The organism is Duganella margarita, from assembly GCF_009857535.1.
GTDB lineage: Bacteria > Pseudomonadota > Gammaproteobacteria > Burkholderiales > Burkholderiaceae_D > Rugamonas > Rugamonas margarita.
On sequence record NZ_WWCS01000032.1, the window covers coordinates 18,007 to 33,401 of the forward strand.

The 15,395-nt window shown below is 63.1% G+C and carries 18 protein-coding genes; 9 read left to right on the forward strand and 9 right to left on the reverse strand.

Annotated elements, in window-relative coordinates; genetic code table 11:
- The first annotated feature begins 8 nt into the window (after window positions 1–8).
- The 6 genes from nuoN to ispF are packed head-to-tail and all read left to right on the forward strand — an operon-like array spanning window position 9 to window position 4,319.
- Window positions 9–1,514: an NADH-quinone oxidoreductase subunit NuoN gene (gene nuoN / locus GTP55_RS27535; protein WP_161047972.1), complete on the forward strand. Its 1,506-nt coding sequence runs from the start codon at window positions 9–11 to the stop codon at window positions 1,512–1,514.
- Window positions 1,514–1,819 (forward strand): DUF2818 family protein, encoded by a 306-nt coding sequence (locus GTP55_RS27540; RefSeq protein WP_161047973.1) that lies wholly within the window; start codon window positions 1,514–1,516, stop codon window positions 1,817–1,819. Before nuoN ends, GTP55_RS27540 begins: the two co-directional genes overlap by 1 nt.
- A 34-nt stretch (window positions 1,820–1,853) precedes the next feature.
- A complete protein-coding gene (locus GTP55_RS27545) occupies window positions 1,854–2,405 on the forward strand; it encodes an NUDIX domain-containing protein (protein ID WP_161047974.1) in 552 nt (183 codons plus the stop codon).
- 8 nt (window positions 2,406–2,413) lie between these two features.
- On the forward strand, window positions 2,414–3,091 hold the full coding sequence (locus tag GTP55_RS27550) for a hypothetical protein (protein WP_229258193.1): 678 nt from the start codon (window positions 2,414–2,416) through the stop codon (window positions 3,089–3,091).
- Between the two features lie 8 nt (window positions 3,092–3,099).
- Complete coding sequence (gene ispD, locus GTP55_RS27555; protein ID WP_161047976.1) at window positions 3,100–3,828, forward strand: 2-C-methyl-D-erythritol 4-phosphate cytidylyltransferase; 729 nt, start codon at window positions 3,100–3,102, stop codon at window positions 3,826–3,828.
- 2 nt (window positions 3,829–3,830) lie between these two features.
- A complete protein-coding gene (gene ispF, locus GTP55_RS27560; protein WP_161047977.1) occupies window positions 3,831–4,319 on the forward strand; it encodes a 2-C-methyl-D-erythritol 2,4-cyclodiphosphate synthase in 489 nt (162 codons plus the stop codon).
- On the opposite strand, the gene GTP55_RS29675 is transcribed toward ispF, so the two are convergent.
- The 6 genes from GTP55_RS29675 to GTP55_RS27590 all read right to left on the reverse strand — a co-directional run bounded on the left by GTP55_RS29675 (window position 4,259) and on the right by GTP55_RS27590 (window position 9,814).
- Window positions 4,259–4,759, reverse strand: a complete 501-nt coding sequence (locus GTP55_RS29675; RefSeq protein ID WP_202423893.1) for a DUF433 domain-containing protein — start codon at window positions 4,757–4,759, stop codon at window positions 4,259–4,261. The two genes, ispF and GTP55_RS29675, sit on opposite strands and share 61 nt — an antisense overlap.
- A gap of 516 nt (window positions 4,760–5,275) precedes the next feature.
- A complete protein-coding gene (locus GTP55_RS27570; protein WP_161047978.1) occupies window positions 5,276–5,698 on the reverse strand; it encodes a hypothetical protein in 423 nt (140 codons plus the stop codon).
- Window positions 5,699–5,789: 91 nt separating this feature from the next.
- On the reverse strand, window positions 5,790–6,074 hold the full coding sequence (locus tag GTP55_RS27575; RefSeq protein ID WP_371868464.1) for an MBL fold metallo-hydrolase: 285 nt from the start codon (window positions 6,072–6,074) through the stop codon (window positions 5,790–5,792).
- A 133-nt stretch (window positions 6,075–6,207) separates the two neighbouring features.
- Window positions 6,208–8,145: a M61 family metallopeptidase gene (locus GTP55_RS27580; protein WP_161047979.1), complete on the reverse strand. Its 1,938-nt coding sequence runs from the start codon at window positions 8,143–8,145 to the stop codon at window positions 6,208–6,210.
- Between the two features lie 80 nt (window positions 8,146–8,225).
- Window positions 8,226–8,951 carry an SDR family oxidoreductase gene (locus tag GTP55_RS27585; protein WP_161047980.1) on the reverse strand — a complete coding sequence of 242 codons (726 nt, stop codon included), beginning with the start codon at window positions 8,949–8,951 and terminating at the stop codon, window positions 8,226–8,228.
- Window positions 8,948–9,814: an NAD(P)H-binding protein gene (locus tag GTP55_RS27590; RefSeq protein WP_161047981.1), complete on the reverse strand. Its 867-nt coding sequence runs from the start codon at window positions 9,812–9,814 to the stop codon at window positions 8,948–8,950. The genes GTP55_RS27585 and GTP55_RS27590 overlap by 4 nt, the downstream gene beginning before the upstream one ends.
- A gap of 97 nt (window positions 9,815–9,911) precedes the next feature.
- Here GTP55_RS27590 and GTP55_RS27595 point away from each other — a divergent pair, with 97 nt between their 5' ends.
- Window positions 9,912–10,817 (forward strand): LysR family transcriptional regulator, encoded by a 906-nt coding sequence (locus GTP55_RS27595; protein ID WP_161047982.1) that lies wholly within the window; start codon window positions 9,912–9,914, stop codon window positions 10,815–10,817.
- A 19-nt stretch (window positions 10,818–10,836) separates the two neighbouring features.
- The gene (locus GTP55_RS27600) at window positions 10,837–11,139 is read left to right on the forward strand and encodes a hypothetical protein (RefSeq protein WP_161047983.1); all 303 of its coding nucleotides are present in this window, start codon (window positions 10,837–10,839) and stop codon (window positions 11,137–11,139) included.
- Between the two features lie 8 nt (window positions 11,140–11,147).
- Here GTP55_RS27600 and GTP55_RS27605 read toward each other — a convergent pair whose 3' ends face one another.
- Entirely contained in the window at window positions 11,148–12,377 is a 1,230-nt protein-coding gene (locus tag GTP55_RS27605) for an MFS transporter (protein WP_161047984.1), read from the reverse strand.
- Window positions 12,378–12,466: 89 nt separating this feature from the next.
- Between GTP55_RS27605 and GTP55_RS27610 the strand changes: the two genes are divergently transcribed.
- On the forward strand, window positions 12,467–13,066 hold the full coding sequence (locus GTP55_RS27610; RefSeq protein ID WP_161047985.1) for a TetR/AcrR family transcriptional regulator: 600 nt from the start codon (window positions 12,467–12,469) through the stop codon (window positions 13,064–13,066).
- Between the two features lie 10 nt (window positions 13,067–13,076).
- On the opposite strand, the gene GTP55_RS27615 is transcribed toward GTP55_RS27610, so the two are convergent.
- Window positions 13,077–14,078 (reverse strand): FHA domain-containing protein, encoded by a 1,002-nt coding sequence (locus GTP55_RS27615; protein WP_161047986.1) that lies wholly within the window; start codon window positions 14,076–14,078, stop codon window positions 13,077–13,079.
- On the reverse strand, window positions 14,075–15,395 hold a 1,321-nt coding region (locus GTP55_RS27620; RefSeq protein ID WP_161047987.1), incomplete at its 5' end, for a S1 family peptidase. The genes GTP55_RS27620 and GTP55_RS27615, both read right to left, overlap by 4 nt.

The window sequence follows — 15,395 nt, forward strand, 5'->3', positions numbered from 1 at the left end:
ACGCATAAATGACTACACCTATTTCACAAGAGGCCGTGAACCTGGTCCCGGCCTACGCCGAGATCGCGTTATTGATCGGCGCCTCGGCCATCCTGCTGATCGACATGTTCCTGACCAAGGCGCAGCGTTCGTTCACCTACGCGCTGTCGCTGCTGCTGCTGGTGGTCCTGGCCGGCATCAGCTACCACGACTATGCCGCCGGCACGACGACCTACACCTTCCACGGTATGTTCGTCTCCGATCCGATGGCCAACCTGCTGAAACTGTTCACCTACCTGACCGTGGGCATGACGCTGGTGTATTCGCGCCAGTACGCGGCGGACCGCGACATGCTGAGCGGTAACCTGGGCGGCGAGTTCTACGTGCTGGCGCTGTTCGCCATGATGGGCCAGATGGTGATGATCTCGGGTTCCAACCTGCTGTCGATCTACCTGGGCGTGGAACTGATGTCGCTGTCGCTGTACGCACTGGTGGCGATCCGTCGCGACAACGTGCGCGCTACCGAAGCGGCGATGAAATACTTCGTACTGGGCGCCTTGGCGTCGGGCTTCCTGCTGTACGGTATGTCGATGCTGTACGGCGCCACCGGCACGCTGGACATTGGCCAGATCTCGGCGGCGGCAGCCAGCGGCACCATCAACAAGACCATCCTGATCTTCGGTCTGGTGTTCCTGGTAGCCGGCCTGGCGTTCAAACTGGGCGCCGTGCCATTCCACATGTGGGTGCCGGACGTCTACGACGGTTCGCCAACCGCCGTGACCCTGCTGCTGGGCGGCGCACCGAAAATCGCTACCTTCGCAATCTGCATCCGCCTGCTGGTGGAAGGCCTGATGCCAATGGCGTTCGACTGGCAGCAAATGCTGCTGGTGCTGGCCGTCATGTCGCTGGCCATCGGTAACCTGACCGCGATCGCGCAGACCAACATCAAGCGTATGCTGGCGTACTCGACCATCGCACAAATCGGCTTCGTGCTGCTGGGCCTGCTGTCGGGCGTGGCAGGCACCACCGACGTGACCGGCCGCGACGCTGCCTACAGCGCCTCGATGTACTACGTGATCACCTACGTGCTGACCACGGTCGGTACCTTCGGCACGCTGATGCTGGCGTCGCGCGCCGGCTTCGACGCCGACAACCTGGCCGACTTCAAGGGCCTGAGCAAGCGTAACGGCTGGTTCGCGCTGGTGATGACCATCCTGCTGTTCTCGCTGGCCGGCGTGCCACCGATGATGGGCTTCGCCGCCAAGTTCGCTGTACTGAACTCGGTGCTGGCCACCGGCCAACTGTGGCTGACCATCTTCGCCGTGATGTTCTCGCTGATCGGTGCGTTCTACTACCTGCGCGTCATCAAGACCATGTGGTTTGACGAGCCGGTCGATACCGCGCCGATCGTCGCCCCGTTCGACATGAAGCTGGTACTGAGCATCAACGGCCTGGCCGTTGTGGCGCTGGGTATCATGCCGGAAGGCATGCTGAAGGCTTGCATGGCCGCTATCAAAGCGACCCTCGCGACCTGATGGATACGTCCACCGCCGGCTGGTTGGTGATCGCGGTTGCACTCGCGGCCGCCAACCTGCCGTTCTTCAACGACCGCCTGTTCGCCGTGATCGGCGCCAAATGGCAGCGCAAGCCGCTGTTTATCCGGCTGCTGGAAATGACGGCGCTGTACATGGTGGTCGGTTTTATTGGCTTCGCCCTCGAAGCCAATATCGGCGTCCGCTTCCCGCAGACGTGGGAGTTCTACGCGATCTCCGCCTGCCTGTTTGTGGTCCTGGGTTTTCCAGGATTCATCGTCCGTTACCTGCGCAAGCCTCACGGCTGATACACTATCGTTCTCATACGATCGTGGAGCAGGGATGGACAACCTCAAAGAAACGCGCATCGACGGTGAACTGGTCTACAACGGCCATTTCCTGAAGGTGCAGCGCGACATCATAGAACTCCCCAACGGCAATCGCACCAAGCGCGAATACATCCTGCATCCCGGTGCAGTGGTGATTCTGCCGCTGCTGGACGACGGCACGGTGCTGATGGAGCGCCAATATCGCTACCCATTGCATGACGTCTTCATCGAATTCCCGGCCGGGAAAATCGACCAGGGCGAAGATCCGCTGGTCGCCGCCAAGCGCGAGCTGGAAGAAGAAACCGGCTACACCGGCGGCGAATGGCAGTTCGTCAGCAAAATCCACAACGCCATCGCCTATTCGGACGAGCACCTGGACCTGTACCTGGCGCGCGGCCTGAAAGCCGGTCCGGCCAAACTGGATGAAGGCGAATTCCTCGAAACCTTCACCGCCACCATCGACGAACTGCTGCAATGGGTCCGCGAAGGCAAGATCACCGACGTCAAGACCGTGATCGGCATCTTCTGGCTGGACAAGCTGCGCGCGGGCGACTGGAAGCTATGAAACCGTGGATGGCGTGTTTGCTGCTGCTTGCCGCTGCTAGCGTGCAGGCGGCGCAGCAACGCACGCCATTCCAGGTCCGCTGCGAAGATACGATCAGCAAGACGGTGTCGGTGCTGTCGTCGAAGCAGAACGGCTTCACCATCAACAACCAGCTGCCATACCGCGCACTGACCGCGCGCACCGGCAGCATGGACAACCGCATGCAGACGCTGGGACTGACCGTCACCAAAGGCATCTACCGCGCCACGCTGGGCGGGCCGGTGCTGCAGGACCCGGCCAGCGGCTATGAATGCGTGGCGCCGCGCGTGACGATCCAGCTGAATTATTCGCCGGTGCTGATCTACGTCGGCAACGAATTCATGCCGGGCACCTGCGCGTACAAGGAAATCCTGACCCACGAGCAGCGCCACCTGAAGGCCTATATGGATAATCTGGCGCGGGTGGAAAAAGTGGTGACGGCGGCGCTGAACAAGCGCTTCGCCGGGCAGCCGATGTACGCGCCGTCCGGCACCGCCATGTCGGCGCTGGAGCACGAAATCAACGGCACCTGGTTCCCGTTCATCCAGGCGGAATTCGACAAGGGCAAGATCGAGCAGGCCAGGATCGACACGCCGCAGGAATACGCGCGCCTGGCCCAGACCTGCAACGGCGAGATCGCGGCGATCATGAATCGCCGACGTAAATAGAGAAACTGATGACAGCAACAAATCACCAATCACCGCGCTACTTTGCGCTGCTGCCCGCCGCCGGCGTTGGCGCGCGCATGGCGGCGAACGGCCCCAAACAATACCTGACCGTTGGCGGCAAGCCGATGCTGCGGCATGCGGTGGACGCGTTCCGCGCTTCCACGCTGGTGACGCACACCTACGTCGTCGTCAGCCCGGACGATGGCGTGATCGACTCGGTGCTGCCGCCGGATCTGGATGGCGTGACCGTGCTGCGCGTCGGCGGCGCCACGCGCATGGACTCGGTGCTGAACGGCTTGCGCGCGCTGGCCGGCGTGTTAGACGAGCGTGACCTCGTCATGGTGCACGACGCCGCACGCCCCGGCCTGACGCCGGCCTTGATCGCCAAGCTGATTGACGGTGTCGGCGACGATCCGGCCGGTGGCCTGTTGGCATTGCCGGTGGTGGACACCATCAAGCGCAGCGCGCCGGGCGCGGAAGGCATCGGCGTCAGCGCGGCGACCGTACCGCGCAACGGCCTGTGGTCGGCGCAAACGCCGCAGATGTTCAGCTACGCCTTGCTGCTGCGGGCACTGGGCAGCGCGCCGGACGCCAATGCCATCACCGACGACGCCAGCGCCGTCGAGATGCTGGGCTACGCGCCGCGCCTGGTCGAAGGCCATCCACGCAATTTAAAAGTAACGCTGCCAGCGGACATCCGCATCGCCGAGATGTACCTGGCTAACAAGGAAGACTAGACATGAGCAAACTCCCATTCCGCATCGGCCAAGGCTACGACTGCCACGCGCTGGTGGAAGGCCGCAAGCTGATCATCGGCGGCGTCGACATCCCGCATCACGTCGGCCTGCTGGGCCACTCTGACGCCGACGTGTTGCTGCACGCGATCACTGACTCGATCCTGGGCGCCGCCGCTCTGGGCGACATCGGCAAACACTTCCCGGACACCGATCCGGAATTCAGAGGCGCCGATTCGCGCAAGCTGTTGAAGGAAGCTGCCAGGCGCGTGGTGGCTACTGGCTATAGCATCGGCAACATCGACTGCACCATCATCGCCCAGCGGCCGAAGATGGCGCCGCACATTCCGGGGATGCGCGCCAACATCGCCGAGGATTTGGGCGTGGACATCAGCCAGGTCAACGTCAAGGCCAAGACCAATGAGAAGCTGGGTTATTTGGGACGCGAAGAAGGCATCGCCGCCGAATCCATCGCCTTGCTGATCGCCTCGTAAAAAATCGTCGCATCGTTTTCCAGCACGGCGACCGCGACGTCGCGCGACACGGCGGGGTAGTCATGGAGGAAGTCCGCCATCGGCCGTCCCGCCAACAAATAGTCGAACATCCGCTTGACCGGCACCAGCGTGTCTTTAAACACCGGCATGCCGCCGAGGATGTCCGGCTCCATCTGCACCAATGGCGTAATCGATTTCATAAATGCCAGCACCTCCGGATCAAACGGGTCCAGCGGCGATTGACGGGGCGGAATCACGCGGCCGTTAAAGTAATGTACCGGCTCACTAAAGTATTGTGGATCATATTCCGGACAGTCTTCATCGAAGATGATTTCATCGTCGTGATTGGGCATGACGTTGAACCAGCTATCGGGATCCTCCAAGAAGCTTGAGGGCCTCTGGTCTACTGGCTTTCCTGAATGAGATGATGCGTACTCCATAATTTCTCTCCGTAAAAGTGACGCGCTAACGATATCGCGTGTCTTCGACGACGTACGAACTGCGTTCAATGATCGTGTGCGCGTCAATAAAGTCCAGGCCGTGCTTGCGCAGATTGCTTTTGCGCTTCGCTTCGTCCTACGTATAGATAGTCATCTCAGTGCAGCGGCTTGACGATATCCTTCAAGCGGACTGAAAAGCCAGCGGACTCAGGATATCTTCACTATCGTCCGCCTGCCGTTCGACTGATCTTTAGTTTGGATCAAAGGTGCGTGATTTGATATCCTGGAGATGAAGTCATGCCAGCTCTTCGCATGATCGGCAAGCGCGGCATCAACAGGCCACTGCCGCTGAACAGGAGCGTGTGCAAAAGCGCCAGATGGTCATCGATAGCGAGAATCTGCAAGACCTGAAAGCGATCGTCGCAGCGTGCGGATGGCCCAAGACCACAAAGGGGCAGAAGGCCGCCGGCGTTTTATCCCGGCTGATTGCCCACCAGAGGTGGGCCGTTAGCCAACTTATTTTGGCGCCGCCGTTGCGGTGGTGACCGGCACGCCAAATGCGGCTTGCAGCGTCTCGTAATGATCGATGTCCAGCGCGTCGCCGCCTTCGGTGAAGATCAGCCGGGCGCCGTCCTTGGAGACGAACTGATCGGCGGACGTGGGGAAGATTTCTACAGTGGGCTTGCCCCTGAGTCCTACATAGAAACGCCCGACCCGTCTGCTGAAGCGCACAATGTCGCCGTTATTCAGCACGTACTCGTATTCGAACGCCTTGAAGTCCTGCGGTTCCATGTGATAGCGCCGCGCCTTGACGGTTACGCTTTCAACGGGATCAGCCGCTGCGGCAGCGCTGAGCGCTTGCTCTTGTTGCTGGGCAGATGCGGACGCGACGGAAAAGCAGAGTGCCGCAGCGGCCAGGCCTGAAGCGATTACTTTCATAGGAGCCTCCAATGAGTTGGTAAAAAGATACTATCTCATTGTGATGCCGTGTGCAATTATTTTGAGTTAACGGGGCAGAGGAATGACTTCGTCAATGCCGGAGTGGTCGTGATGGTCGCCGAAAACGCGCTCCAGTTCGACCTGTGCGAATTCGCCCGTGCAGTGGCCGGCGGCGACGCGTTCGATATGCCCGCGCGATTTGAAATTGTTGACCACCTCGCTGACCTGCTGGTCGCTCTTGTCGACCAGATGCAGGCCGCCGACGATCATGCGGATTCCGTTCCAGCACATATGCCAGGCCGCCGGTATGGTCACCATGCCGATGCGAGATGACGACAAAGTCCAGCGTTTTCAGGTCGATATTCAGCTTGCGCACATTGTCCGCAAACGCCTGATACTGACCGCCGGCGTCGAACAGTGTGCGCGAAAAAGTCAGGACAACCCTGCCAGCAAAACCATCAAGCGCAGTAACTTCATTTCAGATCCTTTGGAGAACTCTTTTACCAAGTCTATTTGCGCATATCCTTATTGGTTTCTGAGGACGGCGCCAGGAGACTTTGCAGGCGGTCCGCTGTGCCGGAAATCCGTTGAAGGCGCGGATAGCGCAGGGAGTCGAAGTAGGCGATGCTGACGGTGTGCGATGCGCCGTCGGCGTCGAAGGACAGTTCGATTGGCTGTTTGCTGATCGCGGCGTCGCGGATGGCTTGTTTGAGAATGTCATCCGTGTATGGCTTGCCGGCGACGGCCGTCAGACGGGCGCCAAGGCTGATGCCGGCCTTGAACGCCGGGCCTTCCCACGCCACGCTTTTCACCGCGCCTTTTTTGCCGATCACCAGTCCCAGTGAATTGGAGAGGTCGGTGCCGCCCAGGTCCGCCTCGTGCAGCACGAAGAAGTCGGTCGGCTGGTCGGTGTACACCAGCTGATAGCCGCCGCGCTTCAGGCCATCCAGCAGATGCGTGTCGTCATGCGCGTTCAGCCGCGTATTGAAATAGGCCGCCCAGTCGTACGGCGCGATCCGGTTCAGCGCTTTGCAAATATCATCGAAGTTGTAGGTGGAGATGGTGCGGGAATTGTGCCCAGGGCCGAAGAAGGTGGCGGCAAAATCGAGCATGCTTTTCCGGCCGCCGCTCAGTTCACGCAGCAGCATGTCCACGTCCAGCCATAGCATCACGCCTTCCGGGTAGTAGTCCTCGCGCCGCTGCCAGTCGCGCCAGTGGACTGGCCTGGCCGGCATGTAGAGCGCATCGACGGTGCTGTCCTGCAGCGACTTCCAGGCGCGCCCGGGACGATTCGCCATCAGCGATGCATCGACCGCCAGCGCATCCAGGCTTTGCTCCGCAGTGCGCAGGCCGAGGCGCCGCGACATCACGTGGGCCCAGAATTCGGTCTGGCCCTCGTACACCCACAACATACTGCCGCGCATCGGCAGATTCAGGTTGGGGGTCCACAAATCAGCCGGCTGCCGCGTGCGGCCGTTCCACGCATGGATGAATTCGTGCGCTACCAGATTGGACATCAAGACCTGTTCGCCCACATCGCGCGCATAGTTGGCCGAGACGTTGATCTCGGTCGATTCCTGATGTTCGTAGCCGCCGCCGGACGGCATCACGTCGGACAGGGACATCAGCAGATCGAAGTGGCGATAGTGCTGCGAACGGAATAGCTGCGGCACGGCCGTCGCCATCGCGCGGAATTTGTCCACCAGCGCGGGTGGCAGGTCCAGCGCGGCTTCGTTATCGCCGAACATATTCAGTCGCACCGGGATGGCCGGCGCATTGGTCAGCTCCACCCGTTTGTAGTAGCGGCCCGCGTACACCGGCGCGTCGGCCAGATCCTCGAAGCTGGCCGGCTTGAACGAGACGCGATTGGCGTTGGCCTGCGCCGTCTCCAGCGAGGTGGAGAACTGGAAGCCCTCGGGCATTGTCAATTCCGCTTGCACGCCGATATTGCGGATGAGCCAGCCGGCGGGGTAGAGCGCCACCTTGGACCAGGGCAGCGTCAGCATGTCGCGCGAAATGAGTTTGGGGCCGTTCGCTGCGGGCAGGTACTGGAACTCCAGTTGCAGCTCACGCGTCCCGGCGGGAACGTCGATATGAAACGCAAACGGGTTGACGACATCGCGTCGCCATTCCAGCTTGCGCGCGCCGGCCTTGATGATCAGGCCCGCCAGCGGCGCCGCTTCCTGCGTGACCGAATGGCTGCCGGTCTCCCACTGCGGATACAGCAGCACCATGGCGCCGGCCTTCTGGACCGGAATGGTCTCGCGCACACGGAAGATTTTATGCACGCTGTCGGACGCATCGACCTTGAGCGTGATGTCGCCCTTGAATGGGATATCGCGCGGCGCGGCAATGGCGGGAGCCGCAGGCGCCGGTTGCGGGCCGACGCTGGCATAGACCGGAACCACGCAGGCCAGGGTGAGAAGAGGAAGCAGCAGCTTTTTCATTGCACGCCAAATTAAATCGATGGGATGCCAAGAGTATCTGGACGCCTGCGCGGTGTAAAGCCATCCGCGCGGGCGTTCAATTACATCAGTACGCCGCCGCCGTCGACGGTGTGGACCTGGCCGGTGGCGAAGCCGCTAGTCATCAGGAACAGGTAGGCCGCCGCGACGTCTTCCGCCGAGCCGACGCGGCCCACCGGCAGCTTTGCGGCCAGGTCGGCGTACATGCGCTGGCAGGCATCCTCCGTCATGCCCGACCACAGATTGGTCGCTACCACGCCTGGCGATACCGCATTGACGCGGATGGGCGCCAGTTCCACAGCCAGCGCACGCGTCAGGGCTTCAACCGCGCCGCACACGCTGGCGACCAGCGTCCAGTTGGCATGCGGCTTTTGTGCCGCGATTCCGGTGGTGAGGGTCAGCGAGCCGCCCGGCCGCAGGTTGCGAGCACCGTATTTCGCCGCCGCCATCGCGCCCCAGTAACGGATCTCGAACGCGGAACGCGCCGTCTGCAAGTTGGTACCAGCCAATGGCGCAAGCTGTAGCGCGTCGCCGGCGGTGTAGACCATATGATCGAATGCGCCGCAGATGTTGAAGAAGCGCTCTATGGCACTTTCGTCACGCAGATCCAGCGCGCAGCCTTGCGCCTTGGGACCGAGCATCGCCAGCGCTTTCTCGATGCGGGCTATCTGGCTAGAGACGATCATGACCTCCGCATCCTCACGCACCGCTTCACGCGCCACGGCGAGACCGAGACCGGACGAAGCGCCCAGCACAATCACTCGCTGACCTGACAGGCGGCCGCTCATGCCTGCACCCGCGCCAGCAGTCCTGCGATGGCGTGGTCCAGCGTAACGGCGCCTTTGCGCGAGCCGCTTTCCCCCTTTTCGAACTCGATCCAGCCCTCGTTAAAGCCATCCAGCATTTGCATGCGCGGCGTTGGATTGGTCATGCCTTGCGCGGCAAACAGTTCGGCCCAGGTGTCGCGTGGCACGGCGCGCGCGCTTACTTCGCGGTCCAGCAGGCGGCTGAAGCTGGCGGCGATGTCCGCAGGGCTGATGCGCCGCGGTCCTTCCAGTTCGACCACGCGCTTGCCTTGCCACGTTTGCTGCAGAAGCTCCGCCGCCAGCGTGGAGATGTCCGCACAAGCCACCATCGGTACCGGACGCTCCAGCGGCTGCAGGAAGCTGGGAATGCTGCCAGTGCGCGCCGATGCCACGTCCCACAGGCTGTTCTCGATAAACCATGCGGCGCGCAGGAAGGTCACCGGCAGATCCAGCGAACCCAATTCCTGCTCCATGATGCCCAGCTGATTGAGCAGGTTAGGCTGCGTGGCTTGCGCGCCGATGGTCGACAGCACGACAACGCGTGACGGACGCGCCGTCGCCAGTGCCTGGCGCAGGGCGGCGATGCTGCGGCGTGCCTCCGGAAAGCCTTCGGTTGGATCGAAGGTCGGCGGCAGCAGCACAAACACTGCTTCGGCGCCGGTAAAGGCGTGGGCCAGTGCGTCGGCGTCGTTGATGTCGGCCAGCGCTACTTCGGCGCCGTGGGCGGCCCAGGTCTCGCCTTTGGCTGCGTCGCGAACCACGGCGCGCACGGGCAGGCCGGCGGCCAACAATTGCTTGCCCAGCTCCGAGCCTACTTGTCCCGTAATACCGGTAATTGCATACATCTGATTCCCCTTGTGAAGTTGATGGGGGAATTTTGCTGCAAAATGTCCAATACTCCGATAGCATGGGATGCATATCATTGATGACTAACCGGCATATATGGCATTTGACGAAAAAACCGTGAACGGCATGCGCGTGCTGGCCGCGATTGTGGACAGCGGCAGTTTTTTGCGCGCAGGCGAGGCGCTGACGATGTCGCAGTCGGGCGTCAGCCGCGCCGTCGCCCGGTTGGAGGCGCGGCTCAATATCCGCCTGTTCGACCGCACCACGCGCAAGGTCTCGCTCACCGACGAGGGGCGCCGCTTTTATGCGCAAATCAACCCACTGCTGGCGGGGCTGGAAGATGCGGTGGCCTCGGCGGGCGAGGGCGCTGTCGTGGTGCGCGGCCGGCTGCGGGTGAATGTCGACCCGCTGCTTGCGCGCCTGCTGCTGGGTCCCAGGCTGGGCGCCTTTCTCAAGCAGTATCCGCAACTGGAGCTGGACCTGACCGTGCGCGATCAGTTGGGCGATATGGTCGGCGATGGTTTCGACCTCGCCGTTCGCCTCGGCCATCCGCAGACCTCATCGCTGATCGCCCGCAAGCTGATGGACACGCGCGTGCTCACCGTCGCCACGCCAGCCTATCTGCGCAAGCACGGCACGCCGAACAAGCCGGCCGACCTGGAAAGTCCGGACCACGTCTGCATCCACTTCCGCAACCCCGTCACAGGGCGGCCATTCGATTGGGAGTTTCATCGCGGCGGCAAGGTGACCATTGTGCATCCGCGCGGTCAGGTTACGCTCAACGATCCGGGTACGATGGAGAGCGTGCTGCTGTCGGGTTACGGACTGGCGCAGGTGATCGATCTGGCGGTGCAGCCGCTGCTGCGTTCCGGCGCGTTGACGCCAGTGCTGACGGCATGGCCGGACGAGCGCTTTCCGCTGTATGCGCTGTACCCGTCGCGCCAGCATCCGCCGGCCAAGACGCAAGCCTTCCTGGCCTTCGTCCAGTCTCTGCTACCATGACGGCTTTTGGGAGTAGCACATGGCGCGGGATATGACGGCGTACCGCAAGGTGGCGGTGCATTCGGAGGAATGGAATGGCCAGGTGGAGATCCATCCGATGCCGGGCCAGGCCTATGCGACCGATCTCAACGTGCAGTGTTCGCGCCGCATGTGCGACACCAGCATTTACCCGCTCGGCACCAGCTTTCTGGTGGACGCCAAGCTGACGGACCGCCTGGGCGGCCCGCAGTACCTGTACGTCTGGCATGGCGACGACATCAACGTGATGTCGGATCAGGAAGCGGAAGTCTTCCTCGGCGCTTATCGCCGGGTCAGACTTTAAGCTCAGACTTAATGCACCGCGTGCAGTTTGGTGGCCGGCTGTTCGCCGTCCTGTGCCCAGCGCATGGTGACCGCCGCCATGGCCAGCGCCAGCACGCCGCCCACCACCATGGCGCTCGATACGCCCAGGTGGTCGACCGCCACGCCGCCGACCAGCGCACCGCTTGCCAGCGCGATCTGCGCAGTGGTGACGAAGACCGCGCCGCCGCTTTCCATTGCATGCGGCGCCGCCTGGAAGATCCAGGTCTGCACCGACATCGGCATCATGCCAAACGCGATGCCCCACACGATCACCAGCAGTGTTGCGCCGATCAGGCCGGTGCCCAGCAGCGGTAGCAGTGCCGTCGACAGGCCCATGACCACGCCGGTGGTGATCAGGCCGGTGCGCACGCTGCGCGCCAGGATCTTGCCGCCGATGACGTTACCCGCCAGCCCGGCCGCACCGTACACCAGCAGCAGGATGCTGATGGTGCGGGCTTCCAGATGCGCTACCTGGCTGAGGAAAGGCGTGATGTAGGTGTAGGCGGCAAACTGGCCGATGAACACCAGCATGGTGATGAAGATGCCGAGGGGCGCCTTCGGCACGCGCAGCATTTCCGGCAACTGGCGGAAGGTGACCGAGGACTTGGCCGGCAGCGACGGCAGCAGGCGCATTTGCGTCAGCAGTACCAGCAGCGCGACCACGCCGCCGGCGTGGAAGGCGAGGCGCCAGCCGAACAGTTCGCCGAGCAGCGCACCGGCCGGCACGCCGGCCACGGTGCCGATCGAGACGCCGGCAAAAATCATCGACAGCGCGCGTGGTTCGGAGCCGGGCGGCACCAGCCGCGTGCTGAGCGCCGGTCCCAGCGCCCAGAAGCCGCCGACGCCGATACCCAGCAGCGCGCGGCCAAACAGCACCAGCGGGAAGGAGTGCGACAGGGCGACGATCAGGTTGGACACCAGCATGGTGGCGGTCAGGCTCCACAGCACGAAGCGGCGGTCGGTCTTGCCGATGCCGACGGTGACCAGGATCGCCGCCAGCGCCGCCACCAGGCCGGGCACGGTGACCATCATGCCGGCCACGCCTTCGGTCACGCCCAGTTCGGCGGCAATCGCCGGTAGCAGGCCGACCGGCAGGAATTCGGTGGTCACCAGCGCAAAGGCGCCGATGGCGATCGATATCACGGCCGGCCACGGCGAGTGGTGGTGCGACGGTGAAGGTTCGGCCTCGGTGGCCAGGGTGTTGGTTTGATTTTGCATGATCGTCCTGAAAAAGCTTGAGTTTTTTACTGGTCGGTTCATAATGTGCGTCAGGAGACGCTTTGTCAATGAATATTTAACCGATCGGTATGAAAGAGCGAAAAATCGGCCGTCCGCGCACCTTCGATGCAGACCAGGCGCTGGACAAAGCCATGAAAGTTTTTTGGGAAAAAGGCTACGAAGGCAGTTCCTTGCCCGAACTGACGGAAGCCATGGGCATGAACCGGCCCAGCCTGTACGCAGTATTCGGCAACAAGGAGAACCTGTTCAAGCTGGCGCTGGAGCGCTACGGCGCCACCCACGATCCGCTGTTCAACGCCGCGCTGGAAGAAAAAACTGCGCGCGGCGTGGTCGAGCATTTCCTGCGCGGCAATGCCGATGCCCAGACCGAGGAAGAAAATCCGCACGGTTGCCTGGTGATCAATGGCGCGCTGGCGTGCAGCGACGACGCGCTGCCGATCCGCAATTCCCTGATCGAGCGCAGGGCGGCAGCCGAAGCACGCCTGCGCGACCGTTTCGAGCGCGCCAAGGCCGAGGGTGATTTGCCAGCCGACTTCTGCGCCAGCCAGATGGCGCGCTATGTGATGACCATGTCCAACGGCATGGCAGTGCAAGCCGCCGCCGGCGCCAGCCGCAAACAGCTACAGGAAGTGGTAGACCAAGTGCTGCGCGGTTGGCCGGGCGCCTGACAGTCGCGGCTCAGTCGCCGCCGCTGTCCTCTTCACCATCGCCATCATCGTTGTCGGCGCCATCCTTGACTGCATGGGCGCGGGCAGCGTCCACGCCGGCTTGCAACTTGGCGGCGTTGGCCAGGAACTGGTCGACGCTGCGGTTGTCGCTGTGGCGCACTTCCGGCGGAAGCAGCACCGCCATGTACAGTTCGTCGGCAGCGCGGCCGGTGCCTTGCAGATTGCTGAGCACCACCAGCCCGGAGCCCGCCAGCAGCATCACCGTGGTGGCGATCAGGAAGCGGCGCGGATGGTGCGGCTTGATGGTAATCAGGTGGAAGAAGATCATCGCGCACGCAATCGCCAGCGTCACCAGGTTGCCGTAGCGTGTCAGCGATTCGGCCGACCAGGCATAGGCCAGCACCGCGCTGCCGCCGCGCCACAGGCCCACCACCGCCAGCGCGCTGCCGAGAATGAACAAATGGCGGCCGAGGCGCGCATGGGTGCCGAACAGGCGGTTGGCCAGTGCCCACACGCCAGCCCACAACAGGCCTGCGGCCAGGCTCGAGGCCAGCACCAGCAGGTAGCGGATCAGGGCAAACGGTTCAACATCGCTGAGCCAGGTTTCCAGGCAGCTGAACAGGGCGATCAGCACCAGGCCGATGGTGGCCGGCGTCGCGCCTTCCCAGCTGTGCATGGTGGTGTCGGCGATTTCGGCTGCCACCGGAAAGTCCGACGGCCGCACCCGCAGCCGCGTGTGGCCGAGCCGCACCACGGTGTCGCCGTCCAGCGTGATGCTGGTCTGGCGGCGGCCTTTGTGGATGGTGCCGTTCTTGCTGCCGAGATCGCGCAGGATCACCTGGTTGTGCTGGTCGGTTTCGACGATGGCGTGGCTGGCGGCGCTGTGGGCGTCGTCCAGGATGATCTCGTTGTCGTAGGCGCGGCCGATGCGGATCGGCAGCTCTGCTACCTTGTGCCGGTGCAGCACGTCGCCATTGCGGGCCAGGATTTCAACGAAGTAGGGGGCTTTCATTTGGCGCCGCCTTTCTTCGCTGCTTCAACGGTTGGCTTGAGCGACAGCGAATCGAGGAACACGCGCGACAGGCGCAGGCCGTTTTCATAGGAGACGCCGCGCGCATCCAGCCGGCTTTGCAGGCTCATCAAGCCTTGGTCGGTGCTGGCGGTCAGCAGGGCGAAGTCGTACAGGCCGGCGAACTTGCGGTAGGCACGCACGCACAGCACGGCGCGCAGCGGCAGGTTCTTGTTCTTGACGAAGTCTTCGGTGCAGTTGGGGCCGGTCAGGCGCGCATCCTTGTTGCTGCCGAAGTGTTCGTTGCGGAACGAGGCGCTGGCCAGCTGGGCGAAGCGCAGCTTGTCGAGGCCGGCGCTGCGCAGGAACTGGTGGCGGATGGCGATCTGGCCGGTCTGCAAGGAGCCGCTGACGAAGATCGCCGATTCCATCGCACAGCTGGCGTCGTCCACCGTGAACGGCTTGTCGGCCTTGACGTTGGACCGGCCCCAGCAGCGCATCTGCTCGGATTCGCGCACCGGCACCTGATACGGGCCCATCGGCTTCAGGCTCAGCGGGCTGGCCAGCAGCTGGTTGACCATCGCGCTCTGGTGCGCCAGCAGCTGACCGGCCACCACGGCGGTGAAATCGGTCGGCGCTTTCTGCTGGGCTTCGACTTTCTGCAGCAGGTCCTGGGCGTAGCGGGCCGGCACCAGGAAGCTGACCAGTTCGCCGTCGAGGCGCTTGGAGACGTTGACGCCGGCCACCGAGCCGTCGGCCGTCACGCTGGGGCCGCCGCTCATGCCGGAGTTGATCGGGCCGGTGAACATCAGCTGGTCGTAGAAGCTGCGGGCGATCACGCCGTTGTAGGCGCCTTCGGAAATCGCAAAGCCGAGGTCGAGCGGATTGCCCATCGAGTACAAGTACTGGCCCTGCGTCAGGCGCGCCAGCTGCGGCGGCATCTTGAAGAAGCCGGTGCCGTTGCGGCTGACGCGCAGCACCGCCAGGTCGTGCAGCACATCGACCGCCAGCAGTTCCACATTGCCGCGCTGGCCGCCGGTGTCGACCCATTCGCCGACGTAGGTGTCGGGATCGAGCGCGAACTGCGACACCACGTGGTAGTTGGTCACCACCAGGTTGCTGGTGCCGATCAAAAAGCCGGAGCCGACCGACGATTGGGTGCGGCCGCTTTTCAGCAGCGAGCGCACTTGCAGGATGTCGTTCTTGGCCGAGGCATACAGGTGCTGGGCGGCGCTGGAGGGGGGCGGCAGCGGCGCGGCGTCGCCATTGGCATCGGCGCCCGGCGCGGCGGACGCACCTGGCGGCGTGCCGGCTGGCGCT

What these genes read in the sequence shown, in the direction of transcription:
- nuoN (WP_161047972.1), top strand. Translation starts at nt 9, where the DNA reads ATGACTACACCTATTTCACAAGAGGCCGTGAACCTGGTCCCGGCCTAC.
- GTP55_RS27540 (WP_161047973.1), top strand. Translation starts at nt 1,514, where the DNA reads ATGGATACGTCCACCGCCGGCTGGTTGGTGATCGCGGTTGCACTCGCG.
- GTP55_RS27545 (WP_161047974.1), top strand. Translation starts at nt 1,854, where the DNA reads ATGGACAACCTCAAAGAAACGCGCATCGACGGTGAACTGGTCTACAAC.
- GTP55_RS27550 (WP_229258193.1), top strand. Translation starts at nt 2,414, where the DNA reads ATGGCGTGTTTGCTGCTGCTTGCCGCTGCTAGCGTGCAGGCGGCGCAG.
- ispD (WP_161047976.1), top strand. Translation starts at nt 3,100, where the DNA reads ATGACAGCAACAAATCACCAATCACCGCGCTACTTTGCGCTGCTGCCC.
- ispF (WP_161047977.1), top strand. Translation starts at nt 3,831, where the DNA reads ATGAGCAAACTCCCATTCCGCATCGGCCAAGGCTACGACTGCCACGCG.
- GTP55_RS29675 (WP_202423893.1), bottom strand. Translation starts at nt 4,759, where the DNA reads ATGGAGTACGCATCATCTCATTCAGGAAAGCCAGTAGACCAGAGGCCC.
- GTP55_RS27570 (WP_161047978.1), bottom strand. Translation starts at nt 5,698, where the DNA reads ATGAAAGTAATCGCTTCAGGCCTGGCCGCTGCGGCACTCTGCTTTTCC.
- GTP55_RS27580 (WP_161047979.1), bottom strand. Translation starts at nt 8,145, where the DNA reads ATGAAAAAGCTGCTGCTTCCTCTTCTCACCCTGGCCTGCGTGGTTCCG.
- GTP55_RS27585 (WP_161047980.1), bottom strand. Translation starts at nt 8,951, where the DNA reads ATGAGCGGCCGCCTGTCAGGTCAGCGAGTGATTGTGCTGGGCGCTTCG.
- GTP55_RS27590 (WP_161047981.1), bottom strand. Translation starts at nt 9,814, where the DNA reads ATGTATGCAATTACCGGTATTACGGGACAAGTAGGCTCGGAGCTGGGC.
- GTP55_RS27595 (WP_161047982.1), top strand. Translation starts at nt 9,912, where the DNA reads ATGGCATTTGACGAAAAAACCGTGAACGGCATGCGCGTGCTGGCCGCG.
- GTP55_RS27600 (WP_161047983.1), top strand. Translation starts at nt 10,837, where the DNA reads ATGGCGCGGGATATGACGGCGTACCGCAAGGTGGCGGTGCATTCGGAG.
- GTP55_RS27605 (WP_161047984.1), bottom strand. Translation starts at nt 12,377, where the DNA reads ATGCAAAATCAAACCAACACCCTGGCCACCGAGGCCGAACCTTCACCG.
- GTP55_RS27610 (WP_161047985.1), top strand. Translation starts at nt 12,467, where the DNA reads ATGAAAGAGCGAAAAATCGGCCGTCCGCGCACCTTCGATGCAGACCAG.
- GTP55_RS27615 (WP_161047986.1), bottom strand. Translation starts at nt 14,078, where the DNA reads ATGAAAGCCCCCTACTTCGTTGAAATCCTGGCCCGCAATGGCGACGTG.